The organism is Rhizobium sp. BK529 (assembly GCF_014194105.1).
In the GTDB taxonomy this organism is placed as follows: Bacteria; Pseudomonadota; Alphaproteobacteria; order Rhizobiales; family Rhizobiaceae; genus Rhizobium.
Map to the genome: position 1 here is coordinate 1,943,922 of NZ_JACIAU010000001.1, position 23,959 is coordinate 1,967,880.

Genomic DNA, 23,959 nt, shown 5'->3' on the forward strand with positions numbered 1-23,959 from the left:
TCCCGGACGAGGATATTTGATCGCAGCAGACGAGCCAAGCGGCATCGGCGATTGCCGCCCCACCCGGCGCCTGCTACTGCGAGGGCCTTTTATTACGAACGGAGGATTTTTCATGAAACATCATGCTTTCGGCCGCCTGCCCTTCACCGTCACCGATGTCGGCTTCGGTGCCTGGCAGATCGGCGGCTCCTGGGGCGATGTCAGCGAAGCGGACGGCCGGGCCGCGCTGAACGCCGCACTTGATGCCGGTATGACCTTCATCGACACCGCCGACGTCTATGGCGATGGCCGCTCGGAAAAGATCATTGCCGACGTGCTGAAGGCGCGTGGTGGCGAGCGCCCGATGGTCGCAACCAAGGCCGGCCGTCGTCTCAACCCTCATGTCGCCAGTGGCTACAACAAGGCCAATCTCGAAGGCTTCATCGACCGTAGCCTCAAGAACCTGCAGGTGGACAGCCTCGACCTCGTGCAGCTTCACTGCCCGCAGACCGAGGTGCTCTACCGCCCCGAAGTCTTCGCAGGCCTGGACGAGTTGCAGAAGGCCGGCAAGATCAAGGGTTATGGCGTCAGCGTCGAGAAGGTCGAGGAAGCCCTGAAGGCAATCGAATATCCCGGCGTCGTCAGCATCCAGATCATCTACAACATTTTCCGTCAGCGTCCCGATCACCTGTTCTTTAGCGAAGCCCGCCGCAAGAACGTGGCGATCATCGCCCGCGTGCCGCTCGCAAGTGGTCTGCTCTCCGGCAAGATCACCCGCGACACGAAGTTCGCCAGCGACGATCACCGCAATTTCAACCGCCATGGCGAGGCCTTCGATGTCGGCGAGACCTTCTCGGGCGTACCCTTCGAGGTCGGTCTGCAGGCGGTCGAAGAAGTGCGCAAGCTCGTCCCCCAAGGCGCCAGCATGGCTGCCTTTGCACTGCGCTGGATCCTAATGGCGGACGCCGTCACCGTCGTCATTCCCGGCGCACGCAATGCCGAACAGGCTAAGGCGAACGCGGCCGCTGCCGACCTTGCGCCGCTCTCTGCCGACGTCATGGCTGCGACGCGTGAAATCTATGAGCATCTGATCGCGCCGCATGTGCATCAGCGCTGGTAAGCCCTGACCGACCCCTCACGGTCGGTAAAGTTCAAACAGAAAAGGCCGGGCACGAGCCCGACCTTTCCATTTCAAGGGGACGATAGATCAGTTGGTGGCGGTCAGGTTGACCGGGAAGAACAGGGTCTCGCCCGAGGAATCGCTGACACCGTCATTGTCGGTCACCGCATAGGGCTTGCCCGATGCGTCGAAGGCGAAGCCTTCCAGCTTGTCGAGAACGTAGCCGTTGGTTGCCGACTTCAGGTCGCCGATGAAATCATGGGCTTCCGTCTTCTTGACGACAGGCAGTTCACCGCCGAGCTTGGCCGGCTTCAGGTCCGATATTGCGACCTTGTAGAGCTTCTTTAGCTTGGCTGCGTCGCCGATAAGGTTGTCGCGCTCGATGATGTACACACTGTCACCTTGCGCGCTGATTTCGGAAAGGCCCACCCAGCCGCTCTCGCTCTTGTCGAGGGGGTACCGTACGGCGCCCCATTCCTTCTTCTTCGGGTTATAGGAAACGAGCTTGACGAAGCCTTTCTCGTCGTCGTTCCACTCGCGCTGAACGGCCATCCAGAGCGTCGCATCGTCGCCGGTGCCGACGATCGTCACGCCTTCGAAGCCATAGCGGATTTCGTTGGCGAGCAGTTCTTTCGGCAAGGCGATCTCAGTCTTGATGTCGCCCTTGGCCGTGAGGTTATAGAGCGCATGAGGAACGAGGCGCTCGGTATAACCTTCCGAAGCTAGCCAGAAGGAGCCATCCGAAGCAACGGCGATGCCTTCGATGTCGAGCTTCTGGGCCGGGGCTCCGTCACGCTTGACGACGAGCGCATCGGTGATGACGGCCGGCTTCTTGGTGGTATCGATCGTGTAGATCGTCGGCTGCGAGCCGAGGACGCTGTCGCTGACGGCATAGAGCATGCCCGGTTTGCCCGGAACGGCCGCAAGACCCGAAAGGGCTGCGAAGCCGATCGGGTTGCCGTCCTTTTCAGCGGATACGATCTGAGGGTAGGCCTTCTCGCCTTCGCTGCGCTCGTAGATCATGACGTGCGAACGCGGACCACCGTCTTTGCCGAGGTCGAGTTCGTTGGCAGTCGCCAGCAGGTTGCGCTGCGGAATGGCGATAGCGCCTTCCGGGGACGTGCCCGACGGCAGGATCTGCAGCAGCTGCGGGTCGGCACCCGTATCCTTGTAGACGCCGACGACGGAAGCGCGCTCGGCGAGCAGGAAGAACAGGTTATCGTCGCCGAATTTGGCGGCTTCGAGCCCTTCCGGCTCGACGCCCTTCGATGAGGAGCGACCTTCCGGATAGTGGCCGACAGAGGCAACGGCGCGCTCGAAGGAACTGCCCGATTCGAAGAGAACCTTACCGGTCTTGTCGAAGATGGTGAAGCCGCGCGAGCCGCCTTCATAATCGCCCTCGTTGGCGACGACGAGACGGTTGTCATCCAGCCATTTCACGGCGTCGGGCTCGCGCTTGACGCTCTTCTTCTCGCCGGTGAACTTCAAGGCGCCGTCACGCTTGGTATCGATGCCGGTGAGGTCCACGGTGCCGGCGGAGAAGTGCGTCTTCACCGTGCCTGTCGCACCGTCGAGAATGATGATCTCGTTGTTTTCCTGCAGCGTGAGAGCGATTTCGTTCTGGCCGTTGAAGGAAACGAATTCAGGCTCCGGATCTTCCGGTGCAATACCCGCGAGGCCAGTGAGAGCGACATGCTTGATCGTGCCGCAATCGACGGTGCCGTCGGTCTTGACCTGGAAGACGACGAGGTCGCCTGCCGGCATCTGCGGGATCTTGCCATCGTTGACCTCTTCGTCGCGCTCGTTTTCGATCGCGATGGTGCCGAGTGTCCTATCCTTGTTGAGGGCAATCGAATCGGGCTGACCGCCGAGATCGCAGCTCGCGTCGATCTTCTTCGTGGCGATATCGACGATCGCCAGACGACCGGACGGCTTCTGCTTGCTTTCACCGGTGTTGACCGCGACGAGCGCCTTGCCGGCTGCAGTCGTGACCGAGGTCGGCTCGCCATCCATCATCAGCGCGCCGCCGGCCTTGGGGGCCTTGGCGTCGGTGATATCGATGAACCCGATCGCGCCGAGCGGGCTGTCGCTATAGATCAGCATATTGCCATCCTGCGAAGCGGTGACGATTTCGGCAGAAGTGGCCGAAAGCTTGTCCTTGCCGGCCGGCAGGTTGGTTGCGACCGGGAAAGAGGCGATGCGGTTGAAAACCGGTTCAGCCGTTGCCGGGAAGGCAACGGACGTGAGAAGCACGGCAGCGAGGGCTGCCTTGCGTGAGTACGACGTCATTGAAAATCCCCCAATGTCGAAAAATCGAACAGAGGTTTTTTGCGGGACTGGCATGACAGAGACATGACAGGCTGCGACATTTTGTACAGCTTGCGTCAGCTCGTTTGCTTCTCCCGACGCATTTCGTTGCGCATGATGAAAAGCGAGGCACCGAGAATGAGCGCGGCGCCGAGCCACAGATAACCGGCCGGCGCATAACCGAAGAAAATCCATCCGGCGAGCACGTTCAACGGGAGTTTCAGGTCGTCGAAGGGCTGTACATAGGCGGCGTCAGCACTGGCATAGGCAAGGGTCAGCAGATATTGCGCCACGACCGTCAGGAGGCCGGCCAGAAGAAAGAGAGCAAGCGTTGCTGCTGTCGGCGCGGCAAAGCCTGCGGCAAGTGCCAGACCGCCATTGATCGGCGTCAGCAGCACCAGCAGCCAGACGGTGATCGTCTCGGGCTTCTCGATGCCAGTCAGGCTCTTGGTGATCAGCGAGGAGGCTCCCCAGAGCACAGCTGAGACGACCGGCAGGAGCGCTGCCCAGGTAAAGCTGTCGGACCATGGCTGGAGAATGATCATCGCACCGGCAAATCCGACACCCGTCGCCGTCCAGCGGGCAGCGCCGACCCGTTCGCCGAGGAACAGGCGCGCGCCGAGAATGATGAAGAAGGGAGAGGTCATGACAAGCGCGATCGCCTGCCAGATCGGCACCGAAGCCAGGCCGGAGACCCATGCCTGGACGCCGAGCGCGGCAAAGGCAACGCGCACGACATGGCGCCACGGATGGTCCGTGCGCATGGCCGAAAGGCCAGCCCTGCGCAGGAAGGGCAAGGAGAAAAGGAAGGCAAAGCCGTATTGCCAGAAGGCTGCGGAAGCCGCCGGAAAGGCGAGCGTCATGGCCAGCCACTGGGTGACGACATTGAGGAGCGAGAAGGCAACGCCTCCGAGCACCATAAAGGCTGCACCGGCAAGGGCGCGCGAATACGGCATTGCAAGGGAACTCTGATTCATGTCTTCCATCCAATAGGGATCACATAAATCAGGACGCATGAGGCAATGACACGCAAACGCCAGCAGTCCCCTGCCCGCGCGCGGCCATGCTCATTCTCTTTCATCCGGACTTTAACCGTCGGCTCCGGAATTGCACCGGATCTGCTGACCCTTCCTTCGCCCACGGCTTCGGAAGGCGCTCGCGGACTTGGGCCAAGGCCCTTACCGCCGGTGGGGACTTTCACCCCGCCCTGAGAACATCATGGTCGTAAAACAAAGGGCTGCGTGCGGCAAGCGGCAAAACAAAAAGGGGTCCGGCGATGCCGAACCCCTCAAAATCCTGCGCGGCCGTTCTCGTTTGCGGCCGGCGGACTATCTCGTATCAGCCGTTGACGGCGTCCTTCAGGCCCTTGCCGGGCGTGAACTTCGGCACGTTGCGTGCCGGAATATCAACCTCGGCGCCGGTCGACGGGTTACGGCCCTTCGTGGCAGCGCGATGAGAAACCGTGAAGCTGCCGAAGCCAGCGAGGCGGATGTCGCCCTTGTTCTTCAGTTCAGCCTGCACAACGTCGAAAACTGCGTCGACGGCAGATGCTGCGTCAGACTTCGTCAATCCAGCCTTTTCGGCTACTGCAGACACGAGTTCATTCTTGTTCATGTTTCCACCCCTTTCTAAATGGTTTGAAACAACTCAATCTGTAAGCTAGGCGCGGAAATCGCTTTCATCAGGCCCGCCGGGAACTCAAAAACCCTGCAAATCAAGGAAAAGCAAGCGGCTACATGACGTTTTCACAAAAAAGGCCGGCGTTTCCGCCGGCCTTTTTTCCGATTTGCAACATTAGGGCATAAATGTGGCAGCCAAGCCTCAATGAGCTATGGTCGCACCCGCATCGTCGAGTCCTTCAACGGTAGCGATGACAGGCGTGTCGACAGTGCCATCCCACTCGATCGGCTCTGGGCGACGGACCAAGGCATGCTTGATGACTTCGCCCATGCGGGAGACCGGGATGATCTCCATGTTGTTCTTCACGTTGTCAGGGATCTCAGCCAGATCCTTGGCGTTCTCTTCCGGAATCAGCACCTTCTTGATGCCGCCGCGCAGTGCCGCAAGCAGCTTTTCCTTCAGGCCGCCAATCGGCAGGACACGGCCGCGCAGGGTGATTTCACCCGTCATTGCCACATCCTTGCTGACCGGAATACCGGTCATGATCGAGACGATCGCCGTTGCCATAGCGACACCGGCCGATGGACCATCCTTTGGCGTGGCGCCTTCCGGCAGATGCACGTGGATGTCGCTCTTGTCGAAGCGCGGCGGTTCGATGCCGAAGTCGACGGCGCGCGAGCGGACATAGGAGGCCGCTGCCGAGATCGATTCCTTCATCACTTCCTTCAGGTTGCCGGTGACCGTCATGCGGCCCTTGCCGGGCATCATGACGCCTTCGATCGTCAGCAGCTCGCCCCCGACCTCCGTCCAGGCAAGACCCGTGACAACACCGATCTGATCTTCGCGTTCGGCTTCCCCGTGACGGAAGCGCGGAACGCCCAGATAGTCATGGATGTTCTCGGCCGTGACATGAACCGACTTCGTCTTACCCTTGATGATCTCGGTGACCGCCTTACGGGCAAGCTTCATCAGTTCGCGTTCGAAGCTACGGACACCGGCTTCGCGTGTGTACTGCTGGATGACCGCCATCAGGGCGTCGTCGCTGACCGAGAATTCAGTCGGCTGCAGCGCATGCTCCTTGATGGCCTTCGGCAGCAGGTGCCGCTTGGCGATCTCACGCTTTTCATCTTCGGTGTAGCCGGCGATACGGATGATTTCCATACGGTCCATCAGCGGAGCCGGGATGTTCAGCGTATTCGCCGTCGTGATGAACATCACGTCGGACAGATCGTACTCGACTTCCAGGTAGTGGTCCATGAAGGTCGAGTTCTGAGCCGGGTCGAGCACCTCGAGCAGAGCCGAAGACGGATCGCCACGATAGTCCTGGCCGAGCTTGTCGATTTCGTCGAGCAGGAAGAGCGGATTGGACTTCTTTGCCTTCTTCATCGACTGGATGACCTTGCCGGGCATCGAGCCGATATAGGTGCGGCGGTGACCGCGGATTTCGGCTTCATCACGAACGCCGCCGAGAGCCATACGGACATACTCCCGGCCGGTCGCCTTGGCGATCGACTGGGCGAGCGACGTCTTGCCGACGCCCGGAGGGCCGACGAGGCACAGGATCGGACCCTTGATCTTGGTGGCACGAGCCTGGACTGCCAGATACTCGACGATGCGCTCCTTGACCTTGTCGAGGCCAAAATGATCGGCTTCGAGGATCTTCTCGGCATTGTTGAGATCGGCCTTGATCTTCGACTTCTTGCCCCAGGGAATACCGAGCAGCCAGTCCAGATAGTTGCGCACGACGGTGGCTTCGGCCGACATCGGGCTCATCTGGCGCAGCTTCTTCAGCTCGGCGTCAGCCTTTTCGCGGGCTTCCTTGGACAGCTTGGTCTTGGCGATGCGCTCTTCCAGTTCGCTCATCTCGTCGCGGCCTTCCTCGCCGTCGCCGAGTTCCTTCTGGATCGCCTTCATCTGCTCATTCAGGTAGTACTCGCGCTGGGTCTTCTCCATCTGGCGCTTGACGCGCGAGCGGATACGCTTTTCGACCTGCAGGACCGAAATCTCGCCTTCCATGAAGCCGAGCGCCTTTTCCAGGCGAGCCTTGACGCTGGTGGTTTCCAGCATCTCCTGCTTTTCGGTGATCTTGATCGACAGGTGCGAAGCGACCGTATCGGCGAGCTTGGAATAGTCGTCGATCTGGCTGGCCGCACCGACAACCTCGGGCGAAATCTTCTTGTTGAGCTTTACGTAGCTTTCGAATTCCGACACGACCGAACGCGACAGAGCTTCCAGCTCGACCGGATCGTCATGCGGCTCTTCGAGCACATGGCCAAGGGCCTCGTAGAAATCTTCGCGGCTCGTATAGGTATCGATCTCGGCGCGTGCGCGGCCTTCGACCAGAACCTTTACGGTGCCGTCGGGCAGCTTCAGGAGCTGCAACACGTTTGCGACAGTACCGACGCGGTGGATCGCGGACGGATCCGGGTCGTCGTCGCTCGCGTTGATCTGTGTGACGAGCATGATCTGCTTATCAGAACCCATGACTTCTTCGAGCGCACGGATCGACTTTTCCCGCCCAACGAACAGCGGCACGATCATGTGGGGGAAAACCACGATGTCGCGCAGGGGGAGAACAGGATAGGCGGTGCTGCTCGCTACAGACGTTTTCTTCGTCATTTTTATTCCTTTCCATCGTCCCGTTACCGGGCTCTTTGGTGCGGCCGCTGGGTCCGGCCGGCACTCTCACTTGCTCTTACAAGTGGAGGTTCTGACTACGCTTTTCAAGCCACGTTAACGCTCGCGTTCCACGGTTGTGACAGCTTTATTACAATGGAACGCTAACACAATGATGCGCCTGACTGGAGCGACGCTTACCATTTCCGAACCGCCTAAAATAGCAACGCCAGCAACACGCTACGGAATCACAGCATCATTGCCAAGGGGCATCGAATGCGCAATATCGGCAAAAGCTGTTTTCAACCTTGCCCGCAACTATTAACAGCGCCCGGCACCCGTTTTCAAATAGAAAGGGGCCAGCGCAAGGCAAGCCCCTTAAAATTACGGTCTCAACTCACGCTTCAGGCCGAAACGTTTGTCTTCTCGTCCTGGCGATCGGCGTAGATATACAACGGGCGGGCCGAACCGCGTGCGACCTCTTCGGAGATGACGACTTCGCGCACGCCTTCCAGTGCCGGCAGTTCGAACATCGTGTCGAGCAGGATCTTCTCCATGATCGAACGCAAGCCGCGTGCGCCGGTCTTGCGGACAATCGCCTTGCGGGCGATTTCGCGCAGCGCATCTTCGTGGAAGGTCAGTTCGACGTCTTCCATCTCGAACAGGCGCTGATACTGCTTGATCAGGGCGTTCTTCGGCTCGGACAGGATCTGGATCAGCGCATCCTCATCGAGGTCCTCAAGCGTTGCCAGAACCGGCAGACGGCCGATGAATTCCGGGATGAGGCCGAACTTGACCAGATCTTCCGGCTCCAGCTCGCGCAGCACTTCGCCGACACGGCGGTCGTCGGGTGCCTTGACCGTCGCGCCGAAGCCGATCGAGGTTTTCTCGCCGCGGGCGGAGATGATCTTGTCGAGACCTGCGAAAGCGCCGCCGCAGATGAACAGGATGTTGGTCGTATCGACCTGCAGGAATTCCTGCTGCGGATGCTTGCGGCCGCCTTGCGGCGGTACGGAGGCTACCGTGCCTTCCATGATCTTCAGAAGCGCCTGCTGCACGCCCTCGCCCGATACGTCGCGGGTTATGGACGGATTGTCGGACTTGCGGGAGATCTTGTCGACCTCGTCGATATAGACGATGCCGCGCTGAGCGCGCTCGACGTTATAGTCCGCAGCCTGCAGAAGCTTCAGGATGATGTTTTCGACGTCTTCACCGACATAGCCGGCTTCGGTCAGCGTGGTCGCATCGGCCATCGTGAAGGGAACGTCGATGATGCGAGCGAGCGTCTGGGCAAGATAGGTCTTGCCGCAGCCGGTCGGGCCGACCAGCATGATGTTCGACTTCGCCAGTTCGACATCGCCATTCTTGGAGGCGTGCGCGAGACGCTTGTAGTGGTTGTGAACGGCGACCGACAGGATCTTCTTCGCCTGGCGCTGGCCGATGACATATTCGTCGAGGACCTTGATGATGTCCTGGGGCGTGGGAACGCCGTCACGGGACTTGACCATCGAGGACTTGTTCTCCTCGCGGATGATGTCCATGCACAGTTCGACGCATTCATCGCAGATGAACACGGTCGGTCCGGCAATAAGCTTCCGGACTTCGTGCTGGCTCTTTCCGCAGAACGAACAATAGAGGGTGTTCTTGCTGTCGCCGCCGTTGCTGCCGCTGACCTTGCTCATATCACTTTCCTTCCAGCACGCCGCATTTCCAACGCGAAATCGCGGTCCACTCAATCAGCTCCCTGACAGCGCTCCCTACCCGGAGTTCCTGCCGACAAGGGCTTCAGGGGGTACGAACCGGGCCCAATCAATCATGTCCGGGTACCGGCGGCAACGAATTCCCCTTCGAATGCCGAATGCTATGTCATAAAAATTCAACATAGCATTAATAGCTACTATTAGCGTCTCCGCCGCCAGTTGAAACCCCTTGTTCAATCACAAATGGGATAGAACTGTGGCAGCGAAAACACCATCCCTATTAATTACTAGGCCTGATCGCCTTCGATTTCGATGCGCGATGTCAGAACCTTGTCGATGACGCCCCAGGACTGCGCCTCGTCCGCATCCATGAAATGGTCACGATCGAGGGTCTTTTCGACTTCCTCATAGGTGCGGCCTGTGTGCTTCACATAGACTTCGTTGAGGCGGCGCTTCATCTTCAGGATGTCGCGGGCGTGACGCTCGATATCCGATGCCTGACCCTGGAAACCGCCCGAAGGCTGGTGGACCATGATGCGGGAATTCGGTGTGGCAAAACGCATATCCTTGTGGCCTGCGGCCAGAAGGAGCGAGCCCATGGAAGCGGCCTGACCGATGCACAGGGTCGAGACGGCCGGCTTGATGAACTGCATCGTATCGTAGATCGCCATGCCGGCGGTGACGACACCACCCGGCGAATTGATGTAGAGCGCGATTTCCTTCTTCGGGTTTTCGGCCTCGAGGAAGAGAAGCTGAGCGCAGACGAGTGTCGCCATATGGTCCTCGACAGGGCCCGTCAGGAAGATGATGCGTTCCTTGAGCAGGCGCGAATAGATGTCGTAGGAGCGTTCACCGCGATTGGTCTGTTCCACAACCATCGGCACGAGTGCCATAGCGGTATCGACTGGGTTTCTCATGTGCGTCCTTTTAACGTCTTTCCGGCGAATGCCGGGAATCAAAGAAAAATGCCTTGTCTCTACATAGAGTGTCCCAGCCCCCCTCTTCAAGACACGCATAAGGATAACGTTAAGAAGCGAGCGCGGCATATGGCTTTGTCATTCCCCATCCCGTTTCTTCCAAACGCCTGTTAACGGCGAGGGTTCGCTTTTGCCTCTCACAGGTTTTCTCCGTGACAGGATGAAGGAAGGCTTACCGTATTCGAGACATTTTGCGGTCATTTAATCGGTCGGAAAGCTTACCGGCAGATATGCGGATCGCAGATTTGTGCCATTAATCAAACAGCGAGCTTCTTCGGCAAGAATGCAGGCAACACTCAAGGGGTTGCTGCTGTGTTCAATGTCACTACAGGTTTGTCCATCTGGTGCTCCGAAGCCCTGACGCTCGCTCTGATTCTGTTCGTGGCCTGGCGCCACAACCGGAAAAGCGCCGCCTATCTTTTTTGGGGGCTCGGCTTCCTGTTCAGCGGCGTCGGCTTTGCGCTCGCTGCAGCCCGCGGCGAAATCCCCAACCTCCTTTCCATTGAAATCGGCAATGCCGTCGCTCTGCTCGGGCAAAGTGCCTGGGTCGCCGGCTTCCTGGCGCTCGACCGCAAGAAGATGGAGTGGTGGGCGCTGCTGCCGCCGGCAATCTGGCTCGCAGGCGTCTTCCTACCGTGGATCAACGAGGTTTATTCCAACCGCGTCATTCTCTACAATCTCTCCTCCGCGACCGGCGCCACTGCGCTTGCCATGGCGGTCGCCGCCGGCGACATCCATCGCGAACGCACGCGCATCAAGCTGATGGCGATTTTCGTGCTGCAGGCCTTACTCTGCTTCGGCGTGGCGCTGACAATGGCGCTCACTCTGCCTTCAGATCGAGACGCGATCAATTTCGGCGGCGCAGCCGCCATGGCCACCGCCTTCCTGCTCATCATCGCTTTCGCGCTCACTTGCCGCCTCATCATGGAACGGTCGGAACGCCACCTGCGCTTCCTGACGCTCACGGATTCGCTGACGGGCGTGCTGAACCGCCGCGGCCTGCTCGGCTATTTCGACAAGATCCAGAATAAGGCGCACGAAGATCAGCACCAGGTCGGTGTCATCCTCTTCGACCTCGACCATTTCAAGCGCGTCAACGACCGCTTCGGCCATCAGTCGGGCGATGCGGTGCTGACCGCCTTTGCCCACCTTGCACGCCAGTATATTCCCAACAATATCTTCGGCCGCATGGGCGGCGAGGAATTCGCAGCCATCGTGACCGTCCGCGACCAGACGGAAGCGGAAGCGCTGGCGGAATCGATCCGCGCTGAATTCTGCCGCCTGCCGGTCAGCACCGGCGAGGCACTGATCCCCGCCACCGTCAGCGTCGGCATCGCGTTGTCCTCGGCGATCGAGGCCAATATCGACCGGATGGTATCGGCCGCCGACCGGGCGCTCTATTCAGCGAAGGCTGCCGGCCGCAACTGTACGGTTGTCTTCGGCGAGGAAGAGACCGCTGCGCCGGCGCCGGGCGAACCGAACATGCACGCCGGCGAACTCGTGCCGACCCTCGACGACCAGGTAGAAGCACTGCGCCGCATGGGGGTCCTCTCGCGTGCAGGTTAAGTGCCCATCTTTCCGAGGCCACGCAAATCCGCTAAGCCTCTGGCCATGATGATACCGCCCTTTCTCAAGATCGATCCTGCAATCCGCCATGTGTCGCTCGACGGCAGCGACCCGGCTTTCTACAGCAACCCGAACGCGGTCTATGCAGCGCTTCATGCCCATTGTCCCACCTTCTACTGGGAACAGCAGAAGCAGTGGTTCGTCACCAGCTATGATCACGTAAATGGACTGCTGCGCGACCGCCGCTTCGGCCGGCAGATCCTGCATATCGCCAGCCGCGAGGAACTCGGCCTGCCTGAACCCGAGCCGCATCTCGCCGCCTTCGATCTCGCCGAGCGTTATTCGCTGCTGGAACTGGAGCCGCCGGAACACACGCGGCTGCGCACCCTCGTCAACCGCGCCTTCGTCTCGCGACATGTCGAGAAAATGAAGCCGGAAATCGAAGAGCTCGCCAATAGGTTGATCGACGGCTTTGCTGACCGGGGTGAAGTCGAGCTTCTCTCGGCCTTTGCCGATATCATTCCAGTGACGATGATCGCCCGCATGATCGGCATTCCCGAAGAAATGGGGCCGCAGTTGCTCAGGTGGTCGCATGCCTATGTGCGCATGTATATGTTCGGACGCACCCGCGCGGACGAGGATGCCGCCGAGCAGGCGGCGCGGGAATTTTCCGATTACGTCAAGACTGTCGTTGCCGAGCGCCGTGCCGAACCGCGCGACGACCTCTTGACCCACATGATCCATACCGAGCACAAGGGCCAGTACCTTACGGAAGACGAGCTCGTCTCGACGGCCATCGTGCTGCTCAATGCCGGCCATGAAGCGACGGTTCACCAGATCGGCAATTCCGTGCGCATCATTCTGGACAGCGGTTATGATCCGGCCGAGCTTTTCCGCGACGAGACCGCCACCGAGCGCACCGTCGAGGAGTCGTTGCGCATCTGCGCGCCCGTTCATATATTCCAGCGCTGGGCGCTCGAACCCGCCGAGATCGACGGCGTAGCGTTCAAGCGCGGCGACAAGATCAGCATGATCCTGGCCGCCGCCAATCTCGATCCGGCCAAATTCAGCGATCCCCTCACCTTCAGGCCTGACCGTAACGAGGCGCCCAACCTCTCCTTCGGCGCCGGCATCCATTTCTGCATCGGCGCGCCTCTGGCGCGCCTGGAACTCAACATCGTGCTGCCGATCCTTTTCAAGCGCCTGCCGGGTCTGAAGCTTGCGAAGACGCCCGTCATCAAGGACGTCTATCACTTCCACGGCCTCGATCGCCTGGATCTCGTCTGGTAAAGCAGCGGTCCGACACCTGAAAGTAAAAAGGCCGACACGCTCTTCGCGTGCCGGCCCTTTCTGTTCCGAAAGGGAAAGGCGTATCAGCCGTAGCGGCCAGTGATGTAGTCCTCGGTGCGCTTGATTTTCGGCGACTGGAAGATCTGCGCGGTCGGGCCGTATTCGATCAGCTCGCCCAAATACATGAAGGCGGTGTTGTCGGAGATGCGGCTTGCCTGCTGCATGTTGTGGGTGACGATGACGATCGTGAACTCGCCCTTCAGCTGTGCGACCAGTTCTTCGACCTTGGCGGTCGAGATCGGGTCGAGGGCCGAGGTCGGCTCGTCGAGAAGCAGGACTTCCGGACGCAGCGCCACGCCGCGGGCAATGCAGAGGCGCTGCTGCTGACCGCCTGAAAGGCCGAGGCCACTGCCCTTCAGCTTGTCCTTGACCTCATCCCAGAGGGCGGCCTGACGCAGTGCCTGCTCGACGCGGATATCCATATCGGCCTTGTTAAGGCGCTCATGGTGGCGAATGCCGTAGGCGATGTTGTCGTAGATCGACATCGGGAACGGCACAGGCTTCTGGAATACCATGCCGACGCGGGCGCGCAGCTCGTTCATCGAGAAGCCCGGGTCGAGAATATTCTTGCCGTCGAGCTTGATCGAGCCGGTGGCGCGCATCTTCGGATACAGCATGTAGATGCGGTTCAGGATGCGCAGCAGCGTGGACTTGCCGCAGCCGGAGGGACCGATCAGGGCGGAGACCTGACGCTCAGGGAAGCTCAGGCTCACATCTTTGATCGCGTGCGCGTCGCCGTAATAGAAATTGACGTTTTCGAGAGCGATCTTGTCTTTAGCCATGGGCTTTTCGGACTTGCTGGCAGTTTCGAAAGTGTCTTGGGACTGAAGCATCATTTCCCACCTTTTCGGTTCAGGACGGAGCGCGATACGACGCTCAGGATTAGAACGACAGCCGTCATCACGAAGGCGCCGGCCCACGCGAGATTCTGCCATTGCTCATAGGGGCTCATAGCGAACTGGAAGATGACGACCGGAATGTTCGCCATCGGCTGCGACATATCCAGGCTCCAATACTGGTTGTTCAGAGCGGTGAACAGGAGCGGCGCGGTTTCGCCTGAAATGCGGGCGATGGCGAGCAGGATACCGGTGAGGATACCCGTAGAGGCAGCGCGATAGAGGACGTTGAGCGTGACCTTCCAGCGCGGGATGCCGAGCGAGAGTGCGGCTTCGCGCATGACATCCGGAACCAGCCGCAGCATCTCGTCGGTCGTGCGCACGACGACCGGCAGAAAGATGAAGGCGAGCGCGATGCCGCCGGCAAAGCCGGAGAAACGCGCCGTCGGGCGGACGACGAGTTCATAGACGAACAGGCCGATGATGATCGACGGAGCGGAGAGCAGGATATCGTTGACGAAGCGGATAACCTCGCCGAGCTTCTTGCCGCGGGCAAATTCCGACAGATAGGTTCCTGCCAGCACGCCGATTGGCGTGCCGATGATGACAGCCAGAACGACCATTAGCAGGCTGCCCATGAAAGCGTTGGCGAGACCACCGCCATCTTCGCCAGGCGGCGGGGTCATTTCCGTGAGAAGCGTGGGGCTCAGCGCCGCCAGGCCATGTACCAGCGTCGTCCAGAGGATCCAGACCAGAAAGACGAGGCCAAGGACGGTGGCGATGCCGCAAAGCGTCAGCGCGATGATGCTGCCAATCTGGCGGCGGCGGTAGAGAGAACCTGAATAGGTAGCCATGGTTACTCTCCCCTCTGTCTTGCCATGCGCACGAGCATGAGCTTGGCGGCTGCCAGAACAATGAAGGTGACAACGAAGAGGATGAGGCCAAGGGCTGCGAGCGACGACCTGTAAAGGTCATCGGAAGCCTCGGCAAACTCGTTGGCGAGCGTCGCGGCAATCGAAGTACCCGGCTCCATCAGCGACACCGCGATGTTATGGGTGTTGCCGAGTACGAAGGTCACCGCCATGGTTTCGCCGAGCGCGCGGCCGAGGCCAAGGAAGATGCCACCGACGACGGCGGTGCGGGTGTGCGGAATGACGATGTCGCGCACCACTTCCCATTTGGTCGACCCCAGCGCATAGGCCGATTCCTTCAGCTGTGCGGGAACGACCAGGAAGACGTCACGCATGACCGAAGAGACGAAGGGAATGATCATGATCGCCAGCACGATGCCGGACGTCAGCATGCCAATGCCGAGCGGGGCGCCGGAGAACAGGGCGCCGATCACCGGGATCGGGCCGAGCCAGTCGATCAGCACCGGCTGGACGTAATCGGACATGAAAGGAGCGAACGTGAAAAGGCCCCACATGCCGTAGATGATCGAGGGAATGCCGGCGAGGAGCTCGACGGCGCCACCGATCGGTCCACGGACGGAGCGAGGCGCAACTTCAGTAATGAACACTGCAATACCGAGGCTGACGGGAACGCCGATGATCATGGCCAATGCGGAGGTAACCAGGGTGCCATAAATCGGCACGAGTCCCGCAAACTGCTGGGCAACCGGATCCCATTCCGTGCCGGTCAGGAAGCCGAAGCCGAAGGTGCGGAAGGCAAGAAGCCCGCCCATGGCCATGGAGATCGCCGCTGCCAAAAGGGCGGCAAGAACAAACAGGCCGCAGCCCAAAACTATCCAGTAAAAAATACGATCGCCTGCGGCGCCATCGCGGCGTTTAACGCCCGCGGTGTTGGCGGGCAGCGATGCCATTGCTTCGCTCATATCCGTACGCTCTGCTGCTTTGAGGGGGTGTCAAAGGCATTCGGGGCGGAAAGCCAAGCTTCCCGCCCCGACCGCAGTTTCGTCAGGATCAGCCCTTGAAGGAGGCCGTCCAGTAGTCTTCAATCTGCTTCACGAGAGAGTCCGGAAGCGGGACGTAATCGAGCGACGAAGCTTCCTTCTGACCCTTTTCGAGAGCCCACTTGAAGAAGGCGAAAGCAGCCTTGGACCGAGCAGCGTCCTTCGGCTCCTTGTACATGATGGCCCAGGTGGTCGCCGTGATCGGCCAGGCCTTTTCGCCCGGAGCGTTGGTCATGATCAGGTAGAAATCCTGAGCTTTGCCCCATTCTGCGCTAGCAGCGGCAGCGGAGAAGCTTTCAGCGTTCGGCTTCGGATACTGGCCGGCAGCGTTCTGGACGAGAACGTAAGGCAGCTTGTTCTGCAGGGCGTAGGCGTATTCGACGTAACCGATCGAGTCCTTAACGCGGGTGACGTAAGCAGCAACGCCTTCGTTGCCCTTGCCGCCGATGCCGACCGGCCAGTTGACGGCGGTGCCTTCACCGACCTTGGACTTCCAGTCCGGATTGACCTTCGAGAAGAAGTTCGTCCAGTTGAAAGAGGTGCCCGAGCCGTCCGAACGGTGAACAACGGCGATCTGGCTGTCGGGCAGCTTCAGGCCCGGGTTTAGGTCGGCGATGGCCTTGTCGTTCCACTTGGTGACGTTGCCGAGGTAGATGTCAGCGAGAACCTTGCCCGAGAGTTTCAGTTCGCCCGATTTGATGCCCTTGACGTTGATGACGGGAACGATGCCGCCGACAACGAGCGGGAATTGGCCGAAGCCGCCAGCCGTCAGATCTTCCGGCTTGAGCGGGGCGTCAGAGGCGCCGAAGTCAACCGTTGCAGCCTTGATCTGGGCGATACCGCCACCCGAACCGATCGACTGATAGTTCAGCTTGTCACCGGTTTCCTTGTTGTAGTCTGCCGACCACTTCGAAAGAACCGGATAGACGAAGGTGGAGCCAGCGCCGGTAATTTCGGCAGCAGAAGCCGAGACTGCCAGAGCGGCAACCAGGCCAGCGCCGAGGCAGGCCGAAAGAAGTTTCTTGGTGAGCATTCGCGACTCTTCCCTGATGGAATGAAAGGACGACAAGGCTCGGCGCCATGGAGGGGGTGTCCACTATCGAGGGCGCTGATTTCCTCGTCACGGGAAGGGGGCTAGGCGTCTATTATTACAGTTTGATGACAGTTTGTGACATCGAAGCAGAATGCAAAGGTGTGCATAAGTTGCTGAAGTCACTGAGTTTCCGAATGAATCGCGCGTTAACAAAGTCTTAACGAGGAGGTGCGGCCCGAATGCCGCAGGACTGCGGTTGATTGCCGCAGCCCTTTTAGGAAATGTCGCAATCAGGATTTCGAAATGCCGTAACGGACGGCCGGCTTGTCGTGAGAAAGGTTCGGGCCGAGGCTGTGGCGAGCAGCCGTGAATGCGTCGAAATCGGCGACTTCAGGCAGCGAGGGAATGGTGATCAGTTCTTCCTGGTCGAAGCCGGCGAGAGCGGCATCCACCATATCCGTCACATCCATCACCATGGACGGTGGAAAGCGGTCGAAGGAGCCGCCGACACGCTCGAAGATCTCGGTACGGGTCAGCCCCGGCAAGACTGCCTGGAACTTGACGCCCTTCGGGCCGGCTTCGGCATTCAGCGCATGAGTCAGATTCAGTACGAAGGCCTTGGTGGCGCTGTAGGTGCCGTTGAAACGCTCGGGGATGAAGGCAACGACGGAGGCGATGTTGATGACTGCGCCCCTGCCGCGTTCGGCAAAGGTCTGGGCGGCAGCAACGGCAAGCCGGTTTGCGGCGATGACGTTCAGTTCGATCATAGTTTCGAGATAGTCGATGTCGTCTTCGAGCAGCGTGCCCTTCGGGCCGATGCCGGCATTGTTGACGAGAAGCGTGATGGCCTCATCTGCACGCAGGCGCTGTTCGACCTTGCGTACATCCTCACGCTTGGTGAGATCGGACGGCAGCACATCCACCTTGATGCCCTGCTCTGCCGAAAGCTTTTCAGCAAGCGCATTCAGGCGCGTGACGTCGCGAGCGACGAGCAGAAGATCGTAGCCGCGTTTAGCAAGCCGGTCGGCATAGGTTGCGCCGATGCCCGAAGAGGCGCCGGTAATAAGGGCAGTTCCGGGAGTAGAGGCAGACATGGTTCCATCCTTTCGCGATTGGAATTTACTGGCATATGCCACTATATGAGGAAGAAAGCCGATCTTGCGCAAGAGGCGCAATGAAAAATAAACGGCAGCTGAGATTGACGGCCCGTCGATATGCTGGAGACATCGGCCGCAGGAGAATGGTGATGAATGAACGGACGAAGAGCTTCGAAGGCTGGCAGGTCTGCAGCAATAGTGCGCTGAAGCGCGCGACACGGCAGCTCGGTCAGCTCTATGACGACCTCATCGATGCGAGCGGTCTCAGGGGCACGCAATATACGCTGATGACGCAGATCCACATGAATTCCGGTTCATCGCTGAAGGTTCTGGCCGAGAGCATGGTGATGGACTTGTCGGCCCTCGGCCACACGCTAAAGCCGTTGATCCGCGACGGAATGGTGGAACTCGTGCCCGACGGGAAGGACCGCCGCGTCAAGCGCGTGAAGCTGACGGAAGCAGGCATCGAAAAGTGGCAGGAAGCGACCCGGCTCTGGCGGGAGGCGCACGAACGCTTCGAGCGCCTCTTCGGCGAGGAGCAGGCAAAGGCGCTGCGCGACACACTGAACCTGATCGCCTCGAAGGATTTCGCCGGCCGTTTCCGGGCCGGCTCGGACAAAGACTGATGACGCGACGTTAGAGGCGGACCACATAATCCTTGCGAGTCGTTTCAACGACTTCCCAGGTTCCCTTGAAGCCCGGTCTGAGGATCAGGCGGTCGCCGGCTTTGAGATGAATGGGCTCGCCGCCGTCTTCGGTGACGATGGAGTGGCCGGAGAGGATGCTGAAATATTCCCATTCCTCATAGACAATACGCCATTTGCCCGGTGTCGCCTCCCAGATGCCCGCGTAGAGACCGCCTTCGGCCTCTTCGAGATTCCAGGTGCGGAATTGCGGATCGCCGGAAATGATGCGCTCTGCAGCGGGAGCACCCAATTCCGGTTCGAGGCTCTTGATCTCGAAGGGGATCGCGTTTGCCATGGTCACCCTGTTCCTCAATGTCCTTCGCAGGCGCATGGCGTGTCGCCCCGGCGCAGTATTAGCACAAATGGATATATGTGCGAGAGCCTTGCTCTATGGGACAATGCCTGCCTTAAACCACAAGGGAGGCATCCATGAAGCCTTTTTGTGCCGCATTGACGATTTGCATGCTGTTCGGCATGTCGCCAAGTCGCTACATCTCCCTTCCAGGTTATGCGTTCAGGACGGACCCAACTTGCCACCGCACCGTCTCCAAACTCCAGTTTGATAGGAGATGCGATTGGCCGAGGATCGGGATAAAGGACTTTTCGCCACCGAACCAGTTTGGCATCTGGCTCTGAGAGGCTAACAAGGCACAGGCGGTCGCCGCTTTTGCCTGACATATGCTATACATCGCCCCAGCGTTTAAATTCTCAGACGGAGGGGGAGCCGATCTGGCGAAACTTGCATAAGCCACTGCAAAAAGCGCCTCGTTCCGCCCCCTACATCTCCGCATTCCCTGCCCTCAATAGGGTCCTAAGCACTGGCGACGGGGGCCGTAATAAGGCTGGTAGGTGTTGTCGAATGCCCTGTACGAACGATATCGCGCATAGCACCAACGCACGTGGCTGCCTCCTGCGTAGTAGGCCGAAGGTGCATATCGATACGGCCGGTAATAGTAAGGCTGGTAATAGCTATAAGGCCGGCCGTAATAGCCGTAGGGAGAGCCATAATACGTGTCATAGTACGAGCCGTAATACGGCTGTGCCAACGCGCCACCAATAATCGTACCAAGAGCTAAGCCACCCAAGGCCAAGCCCCAGTTTGATCCATGGTGATGGTGGTAACCACCGTGATAGCCGCCGTTCCAGTGGCCATCCCCTCCGTGACGCCATTGCACGGGCTCTACCTGTTGCTGTACTTCGATCCTGGGTGGGTTAATTGCCGGAAACGCCTGAGCTGGCGTGACGCCGGGAACAACTATGACCAAGCCGAACGCTGCCGTGGCTAGCTTATTCATGACTGTTCTCCTCTGCTCCAAATGGCGGAAATTTTCCTCCCCGCCGCCTGAACTAAAGGTGAACGCAATATGACGACAAACGTTCCGCAGAGCCATCGAATGACCTATGCCGTGCGGAGACCTGACTGATTTTTATATCGTTGCAGAACGTCTCGAAGAAGGAGATTACCAGAGCGGCCTTCGATGGTAATTGTCTCGCGCCCGAACGGGAATCCGAGCGTGTGTCGGATTTCCTCAACATCGCGGTTCAGAGATCCAAATAGCCTAGACGAAACGCGGCTTGACGATCCCTGACAGCATGGAACGCGGTCAGAAAGAACGGCCCGGATTTGGGTGCCGATGAGTTCTGTGGGCCGTAAGTCTGATGCTGGTTCACTTCTCCCTGACCGAGAGAGTTCCGTCGACATTGAGGTCTGGCGGCGCTTCGTGGACGAGCGAAAAGGAAATAATGCCTGCCTCGCTCGCAGCCCGCAGCAAAGCCTGCCGGAACTGTTCAGGACCGACTTCGCCGGTGATTGCGTCGACGCAGGCCTTGACGGCAATAACGTACTCCTCGCCATCGTCCGAGGGCCAATCCTGGAGAAGAACGCGCGCGGCGCCGGCGAGATTTCGGACCACCGTGCGCGTTTGCTTGCCATGAAATTTGAGACCGATCGGCGCAAAGGCCGAAAATCTATTCGTGGTCATGCCCTCAACCCCAGTCCTTGAGCAAACACTCATACACCAATATGCCACGGTCGTAGTTTCAACATTTATAATTGAGTTTCACAGGATGCGATCCGGTCGCTTCGGCAGCTTCGGCGAAATCGGCATTTGTGGATCGCCTGAGCGCCCGCCGCGTGGCAGCTGCGATGATGTGTTCGATCGCAAGATAACTTTCAAGCCGCCGACCGCCGATGCTGATCGTCTCGTCGACAAGCTCAGTGTGGGCACCTTCGAGAGCATTGCCGTTGTTATTGCGCCGCGACCACCTCGATCTCCAGCAGCCAGGCGGAATCGACGAGCTCGGCGACGACGAGCGTGGAGGCCGGAAGCAGCGCGCCCAGATATTCGCTGCGAACTTCGCGATTGACTGCCAAATAACCGCGATCGGCGATATAGGTGTTGATCTTGACGATGTCCGATTTGCCCATACCCGCGGCCCAGAGTTGGGCATCGATGTTCAGCCACACCTGCCGCGCCTGCGCGGCAAAATCCTCCGGGATCGCCTGCCCCGACAAGACCGGAACCTGGCCGCTGACGAACAGCAACCTTTCGAAATTCTCCAGCCTCACGGCCTGGGAGTAGCCGCGCGGCTGGGGCGCATCCAAGGCATTGATCGCTTCCCGTTTCATCTCTTCCTCACACCCTAAACGCACCAAAAAGCGTTTCTTGTTCGACAACATATCAGATTGAAGTCCGATTTTAACATCGGCCGCCAGCCCCTTGGACAATCGTCACCTGGAGAACCCTTGTAAACGGTGGAAAATACAATCGAGAACTGGATTTGCGAACCACGTCCATCCACACCGAGGCCGCGTCGTGTGGCTCTCCATCGCTTTAATGGTGATCGTTCTGGAAGCCGCGATCCTCGATGGAAATCAACGACGCGCTAAAGTCGAAAACCGGTTGGTCACATCGCTCTGCTTGCATCGCCGCAGCTGTCGCAGAACGGGACAGGCCGATAGGTGTCTGGCCAATGCTGCCATGGCTGAAGTCCAGTGATTGGAGCCGGCTGACCTGCCCGCACGGGGGTGCCTTCAATTGGGCATGCGGGCAAATCAACCGTTACTGCATTTTAGAACGTTGCCACGGGCTGCCCAATCCCCCAGATATCGGGTGACAATACTGCCTCGGGCGCCGGCACACCCGTTTACGAAGAAGAAAGCCATTTAAATTAGGATGGGCGCATAAACTGTTCCATGGGGACCGTTATGCCAGCCAACGACAACCGCCCAGTCAGCCCCCCTCCTCTGCTCGACGCGAAGGAGCTGGAAGAGATAATTAGGAGGTCCAGCAGTATCAAAGAAATGCTGGATGCGGCTGTCGATGCCGTGCGACGACGAGCAGAACTTCAGAAGCGGTGAAGGCCACTCGCTAGAATAACGCGAAGCCTTCGAAGAGGCAGGCGTGACGGGAGCCGTATGTTCAAGGCCAATCGGTCACTTTGCTTACGAAAAACCAGGCACCAGCAATAGCTATCAGGTTGCGGTTCATGTGATCCTGAATGATCGGCTCGCAGATCACTATCCCGAACAAAGCATCCGAGAGCGTGGATGTTCGCGCTTGCCGATGCCGTTAACATGGTCGTCCATCCGTAAGTTCAGAGGATGCTTTCCGCGCTGCTCGACGTGTATCGTCCGCAGTAAGAACGTCACGATTTCGATCGAGGGGCCCGATCCCTTACTTTTCCTTTTTTCGTGCGGTCGAACGAAATTGCCGCCCGGCTCTATTCGAACCGGACGCTGATCCTATGCCCGACAAATGTCGTCTGCGAGTTACAACGTTTGCTGCGAACAACGCTCAGATCTTCGACAGCGACTGCTCGAGATCGGCAATGATATCCTTCACATCCTCGAGGCCGACGGAAAGGCGCACCACATCTGGCCCTGCGCCAGCGGCGCTCCTTTGCTCGTCGGTGAGCTGCCGGTGTGTGGTGGAGGCAGGGTGGATCACCAGGGAGCGCGTGTCACCGATATTAGCGAGATGCGAGAAGAGCTCCAGACCCTCGACGAGCGTCTTGCCGGCCTCGTAGCCGCCCTTGACGCCGAAAGTGAAGACAGAGCCCGCGCCCTTCGGCGAATAACGCTGCTGCAGAGCGTGGTTCGGGTCGTCATCGAGGCCCGCATAGTTCACCCAGGTGATCTTGGAATGAGCCTTCAGCCATTTGGCAACATCAAGCGCGTTGTCGCTGTGGCGCTGCATGCGCAGCGGCAGCGTCTCGATGCCGGTCAGGATCAGGAAAGCGTTGAAGGGCGAGATTGCCGGGCCAAGATCACGCAGGCCGAGCACGCGGCAGGCGATCGCGAAGGCGAAATTGCCGAAGGTCTGGTGCAGAACGACGCCATTATATTCAGGGCGCGGGCTTGATAGCATCGGATAGTTGCCGGTCTTAGACCAGTCGAAGGTGCCGCCATCGACGATGATGCCGCCCATCGAGTTGCCGTGGCCGCCGAGGAATTTTGTCAGCGAGTGCACGACGATATCGGCGCCGTGCTCGATCGGCCGGATGAGATAAGGTGTCGCCATGGTGTTGTCGACGATCAGCGGCAAATCATGGCGGTGGGCGACTTCGGCGATCGCGGCTATATCGACGAAGGTGCCACCGGGGTTGGCAAGACTTTCGACGAAGATCGCTCTCGTCTTGTCATCGATCTTGCTCTCGAAATCATCAGGACTTTCCGGATCGGCCCAGCGCACCTGCCAGCCGAAATTCTCGAAGGCGTGACCGAACTGGTTGATCGAACCGCCATAGAGACGGCGGGCAGCGACGAAATTCTCGCCGGGACGCATCAGTGTATGGAAGACAATCATCTGTGCGGCATGGCCGGAGGCGACGGCAAGCGCTGCCGTGCCGCCCTCAAGCGCTGCAACGCGTTCCTCCAGAACCGCCTGCGTGGGGTTCATGATGCGCGTATAAATATTGCCGAACTGCTGCAGGCCAAACAGGGCTGCGGCATGGTCGGCATCGTTGAAGACGAAGGCCGTCGTCTGGTAGATCGGCGTTATGCGCGCGCCGGTCGCCGGATCGGGCTGGGCTCCGGCATGAATCGCCAGCGTATTGAATCCCGGATCGTTTTTGGCCATGTCGTCTTCCTACCCTGTTGTTGAACAGGGCGATCATAGCCACTCGAAGGCGAAAGTTAACCGCGATCTTTTTCAACCT

20 protein-coding genes and 1 riboswitch are annotated in these 23,959 nt (G+C 59.3%); of the genes, 4 read left to right on the forward strand and 16 right to left on the reverse strand.

Going from position 1 to position 23,959, the window contains the following annotated elements; translation table 11 throughout:
• Window positions 1-112 precede the first annotated feature (112 nt).
• Window positions 113-1,099: an aldo/keto reductase gene (locus tag FHX08_RS09835; protein WP_132651177.1), complete on the forward strand. Its 987-nt coding sequence runs from the start codon at window positions 113-115 to the stop codon at window positions 1,097-1,099.
• Window positions 1,100-1,186: 87 nt separating this feature from the next.
• On the opposite strand, the gene FHX08_RS09840 is transcribed toward FHX08_RS09835, so the two are convergent.
• From FHX08_RS09840 to clpP, 6 genes are all read right to left on the reverse strand, one after another.
• Entirely contained in the window at window positions 1,187-3,388 is a 2,202-nt protein-coding gene (locus tag FHX08_RS09840) for an esterase-like activity of phytase family protein (protein ID WP_132651176.1), read from the reverse strand.
• Window positions 3,389-3,483: 95 nt separating this feature from the next.
• Window positions 3,484-4,383 (reverse strand): DMT family transporter, encoded by a 900-nt coding sequence (locus FHX08_RS09845; protein WP_132651175.1) that lies wholly within the window; start codon window positions 4,381-4,383, stop codon window positions 3,484-3,486.
• A gap of 88 nt (window positions 4,384-4,471) precedes the next feature.
• Window positions 4,472-4,625, reverse strand: a riboswitch (FMN riboswitch).
• A gap of 119 nt (window positions 4,626-4,744) precedes the next feature.
• Window positions 4,745-5,020 carry a DNA-binding protein HupB gene (gene hupB, locus FHX08_RS09850; RefSeq protein WP_003558438.1) on the reverse strand — a complete coding sequence of 92 codons (276 nt, stop codon included), beginning with the start codon at window positions 5,018-5,020 and terminating at the stop codon, window positions 4,745-4,747.
• Between the two features lie 207 nt (window positions 5,021-5,227).
• Window positions 5,228-7,645, reverse strand: coding sequence for an endopeptidase La (gene lon, locus FHX08_RS09855; RefSeq protein WP_132651174.1), 2,418 nt, complete (start codon window positions 7,643-7,645; stop codon window positions 5,228-5,230).
• Between the two features lie 401 nt (window positions 7,646-8,046).
• On the reverse strand, window positions 8,047-9,324 hold the full coding sequence (clpX, locus tag FHX08_RS09860) for an ATP-dependent Clp protease ATP-binding subunit ClpX (RefSeq protein WP_132651173.1): 1,278 nt from the start codon (window positions 9,322-9,324) through the stop codon (window positions 8,047-8,049).
• A gap of 305 nt (window positions 9,325-9,629) precedes the next feature.
• Window positions 9,630-10,259: an ATP-dependent Clp endopeptidase proteolytic subunit ClpP gene (gene clpP / locus FHX08_RS09865; protein WP_132651172.1), complete on the reverse strand. Its 630-nt coding sequence runs from the start codon at window positions 10,257-10,259 to the stop codon at window positions 9,630-9,632.
• Window positions 10,260-10,631: 372 nt separating this feature from the next.
• Here clpP and FHX08_RS09870 point away from each other — a divergent pair, with 372 nt between their 5' ends.
• Window positions 10,632-11,885: a diguanylate cyclase gene (locus FHX08_RS09870; RefSeq protein ID WP_132651171.1), complete on the forward strand. Its 1,254-nt coding sequence runs from the start codon at window positions 10,632-10,634 to the stop codon at window positions 11,883-11,885.
• A 45-nt stretch (window positions 11,886-11,930) separates the two neighbouring features.
• Entirely contained in the window at window positions 11,931-13,175 is a 1,245-nt protein-coding gene (locus FHX08_RS09875; RefSeq protein WP_132651170.1) for a cytochrome P450, read from the forward strand.
• Between the two features lie 83 nt (window positions 13,176-13,258).
• Here the strand turns inward: FHX08_RS09875 and pstB are convergent, their stop codons facing one another.
• The 5 genes from pstB to FHX08_RS09900 form a co-directional block, all read right to left on the reverse strand.
• Window positions 13,259-14,017 (reverse strand): phosphate ABC transporter ATP-binding protein PstB, encoded by a 759-nt coding sequence (gene pstB / locus FHX08_RS09880; RefSeq protein WP_245508200.1) that lies wholly within the window; start codon window positions 14,015-14,017, stop codon window positions 13,259-13,261.
• Between the two features lie 50 nt (window positions 14,018-14,067).
• The gene (pstA, locus tag FHX08_RS09885; RefSeq protein ID WP_132651168.1) at window positions 14,068-14,925 is read right to left on the reverse strand and encodes a phosphate ABC transporter permease PstA; all 858 of its coding nucleotides are present in this window, start codon (window positions 14,923-14,925) and stop codon (window positions 14,068-14,070) included.
• A gap of 2 nt (window positions 14,926-14,927) precedes the next feature.
• Complete coding sequence (gene pstC, locus FHX08_RS09890; RefSeq protein WP_132651167.1) at window positions 14,928-15,905, reverse strand: phosphate ABC transporter permease subunit PstC; 978 nt, start codon at window positions 15,903-15,905, stop codon at window positions 14,928-14,930.
• Between the two features lie 88 nt (window positions 15,906-15,993).
• Entirely contained in the window at window positions 15,994-17,016 is a 1,023-nt protein-coding gene (gene pstS / locus FHX08_RS09895; RefSeq protein WP_132651166.1) for a phosphate ABC transporter substrate-binding protein PstS, read from the reverse strand.
• 290 nt (window positions 17,017-17,306) lie between these two features.
• Complete coding sequence (locus FHX08_RS09900; RefSeq protein ID WP_184327101.1) at window positions 17,307-18,110, reverse strand: SDR family NAD(P)-dependent oxidoreductase; 804 nt, start codon at window positions 18,108-18,110, stop codon at window positions 17,307-17,309.
• A 152-nt stretch (window positions 18,111-18,262) separates the two neighbouring features.
• Here FHX08_RS09900 and FHX08_RS09905 point away from each other — a divergent pair, with 152 nt between their 5' ends.
• A complete protein-coding gene (locus FHX08_RS09905) occupies window positions 18,263-18,739 on the forward strand; it encodes a MarR family winged helix-turn-helix transcriptional regulator (protein WP_132651165.1) in 477 nt (158 codons plus the stop codon).
• 10 nt (window positions 18,740-18,749) lie between these two features.
• Here the strand turns inward: FHX08_RS09905 and FHX08_RS09910 are convergent, their stop codons facing one another.
• From FHX08_RS09910 to FHX08_RS09930, 5 genes are all read right to left on the reverse strand, one after another.
• Complete coding sequence (locus tag FHX08_RS09910) at window positions 18,750-19,094, reverse strand: cupin domain-containing protein (RefSeq protein WP_132651164.1); 345 nt, start codon at window positions 19,092-19,094, stop codon at window positions 18,750-18,752.
• 505 nt (window positions 19,095-19,599) lie between these two features.
• Window positions 19,600-20,094: a BA14K family protein gene (locus tag FHX08_RS09915; RefSeq protein WP_132651162.1), complete on the reverse strand. Its 495-nt coding sequence runs from the start codon at window positions 20,092-20,094 to the stop codon at window positions 19,600-19,602.
• A gap of 372 nt (window positions 20,095-20,466) precedes the next feature.
• Entirely contained in the window at window positions 20,467-20,781 is a 315-nt protein-coding gene (locus tag FHX08_RS09920; protein WP_132651161.1) for a DUF982 domain-containing protein, read from the reverse strand.
• 266 nt (window positions 20,782-21,047) lie between these two features.
• A complete protein-coding gene (locus FHX08_RS09925; protein WP_132651974.1) occupies window positions 21,048-21,428 on the reverse strand; it encodes a RidA family protein in 381 nt (126 codons plus the stop codon).
• A 1,168-nt stretch (window positions 21,429-22,596) separates the two neighbouring features.
• Complete coding sequence (locus FHX08_RS09930; RefSeq protein ID WP_132651160.1) at window positions 22,597-23,880, reverse strand: O-acetylhomoserine aminocarboxypropyltransferase; 1,284 nt, start codon at window positions 23,878-23,880, stop codon at window positions 22,597-22,599.
• Window positions 23,881-23,959 lie beyond the last annotated feature (79 nt).

Coding starts and splice junctions, on each gene's coding strand:
- FHX08_RS09835 (WP_132651177.1), top strand. CDS start 113: ATGAAACATCATGCTTTCGGCCGCCTGCCCTTCACCGTCACCGATGTC.
- FHX08_RS09840 (WP_132651176.1), bottom strand. CDS start 3,388: ATGACGTCGTACTCACGCAAGGCAGCCCTCGCTGCCGTGCTTCTCACG.
- FHX08_RS09845 (WP_132651175.1), bottom strand. CDS start 4,383: ATGAATCAGAGTTCCCTTGCAATGCCGTATTCGCGCGCCCTTGCCGGT.
- hupB (WP_003558438.1), bottom strand. CDS start 5,020: ATGAACAAGAATGAACTCGTGTCTGCAGTAGCCGAAAAGGCTGGATTG.
- lon (WP_132651174.1), bottom strand. CDS start 7,645: ATGACGAAGAAAACGTCTGTAGCGAGCAGCACCGCCTATCCTGTTCTC.
- clpX (WP_132651173.1), bottom strand. CDS start 9,324: ATGAGCAAGGTCAGCGGCAGCAACGGCGGCGACAGCAAGAACACCCTC.
- clpP (WP_132651172.1), bottom strand. CDS start 10,259: ATGAGAAACCCAGTCGATACCGCTATGGCACTCGTGCCGATGGTTGTG.
- FHX08_RS09875 (WP_132651170.1), top strand. CDS start 11,931: ATGATGATACCGCCCTTTCTCAAGATCGATCCTGCAATCCGCCATGTG.
- pstB (WP_245508200.1), bottom strand. CDS start 14,017: ATGGCTAAAGACAAGATCGCTCTCGAAAACGTCAATTTCTATTACGGC.
- pstA (WP_132651168.1), bottom strand. CDS start 14,925: ATGGCTACCTATTCAGGTTCTCTCTACCGCCGCCGCCAGATTGGCAGC.
- pstC (WP_132651167.1), bottom strand. CDS start 15,905: ATGAGCGAAGCAATGGCATCGCTGCCCGCCAACACCGCGGGCGTTAAA.
- pstS (WP_132651166.1), bottom strand. CDS start 17,016: ATGCTCACCAAGAAACTTCTTTCGGCCTGCCTCGGCGCTGGCCTGGTT.
- FHX08_RS09900 (WP_184327101.1), bottom strand. CDS start 18,110: ATGTCTGCCTCTACTCCCGGAACTGCCCTTATTACCGGCGCCTCTTCG.
- FHX08_RS09905 (WP_132651165.1), top strand. CDS start 18,263: ATGAATGAACGGACGAAGAGCTTCGAAGGCTGGCAGGTCTGCAGCAAT.
- FHX08_RS09910 (WP_132651164.1), bottom strand. CDS start 19,094: ATGGCAAACGCGATCCCCTTCGAGATCAAGAGCCTCGAACCGGAATTG.
- FHX08_RS09915 (WP_132651162.1), bottom strand. CDS start 20,094: ATGAATAAGCTAGCCACGGCAGCGTTCGGCTTGGTCATAGTTGTTCCC.
- FHX08_RS09920 (WP_132651161.1), bottom strand. CDS start 20,781: ATGACCACGAATAGATTTTCGGCCTTTGCGCCGATCGGTCTCAAATTT.
- FHX08_RS09925 (WP_132651974.1), bottom strand. CDS start 21,428: ATGAAACGGGAAGCGATCAATGCCTTGGATGCGCCCCAGCCGCGCGGC.
- FHX08_RS09930 (WP_132651160.1), bottom strand. CDS start 23,880: ATGGCCAAAAACGATCCGGGATTCAATACGCTGGCGATTCATGCCGGA.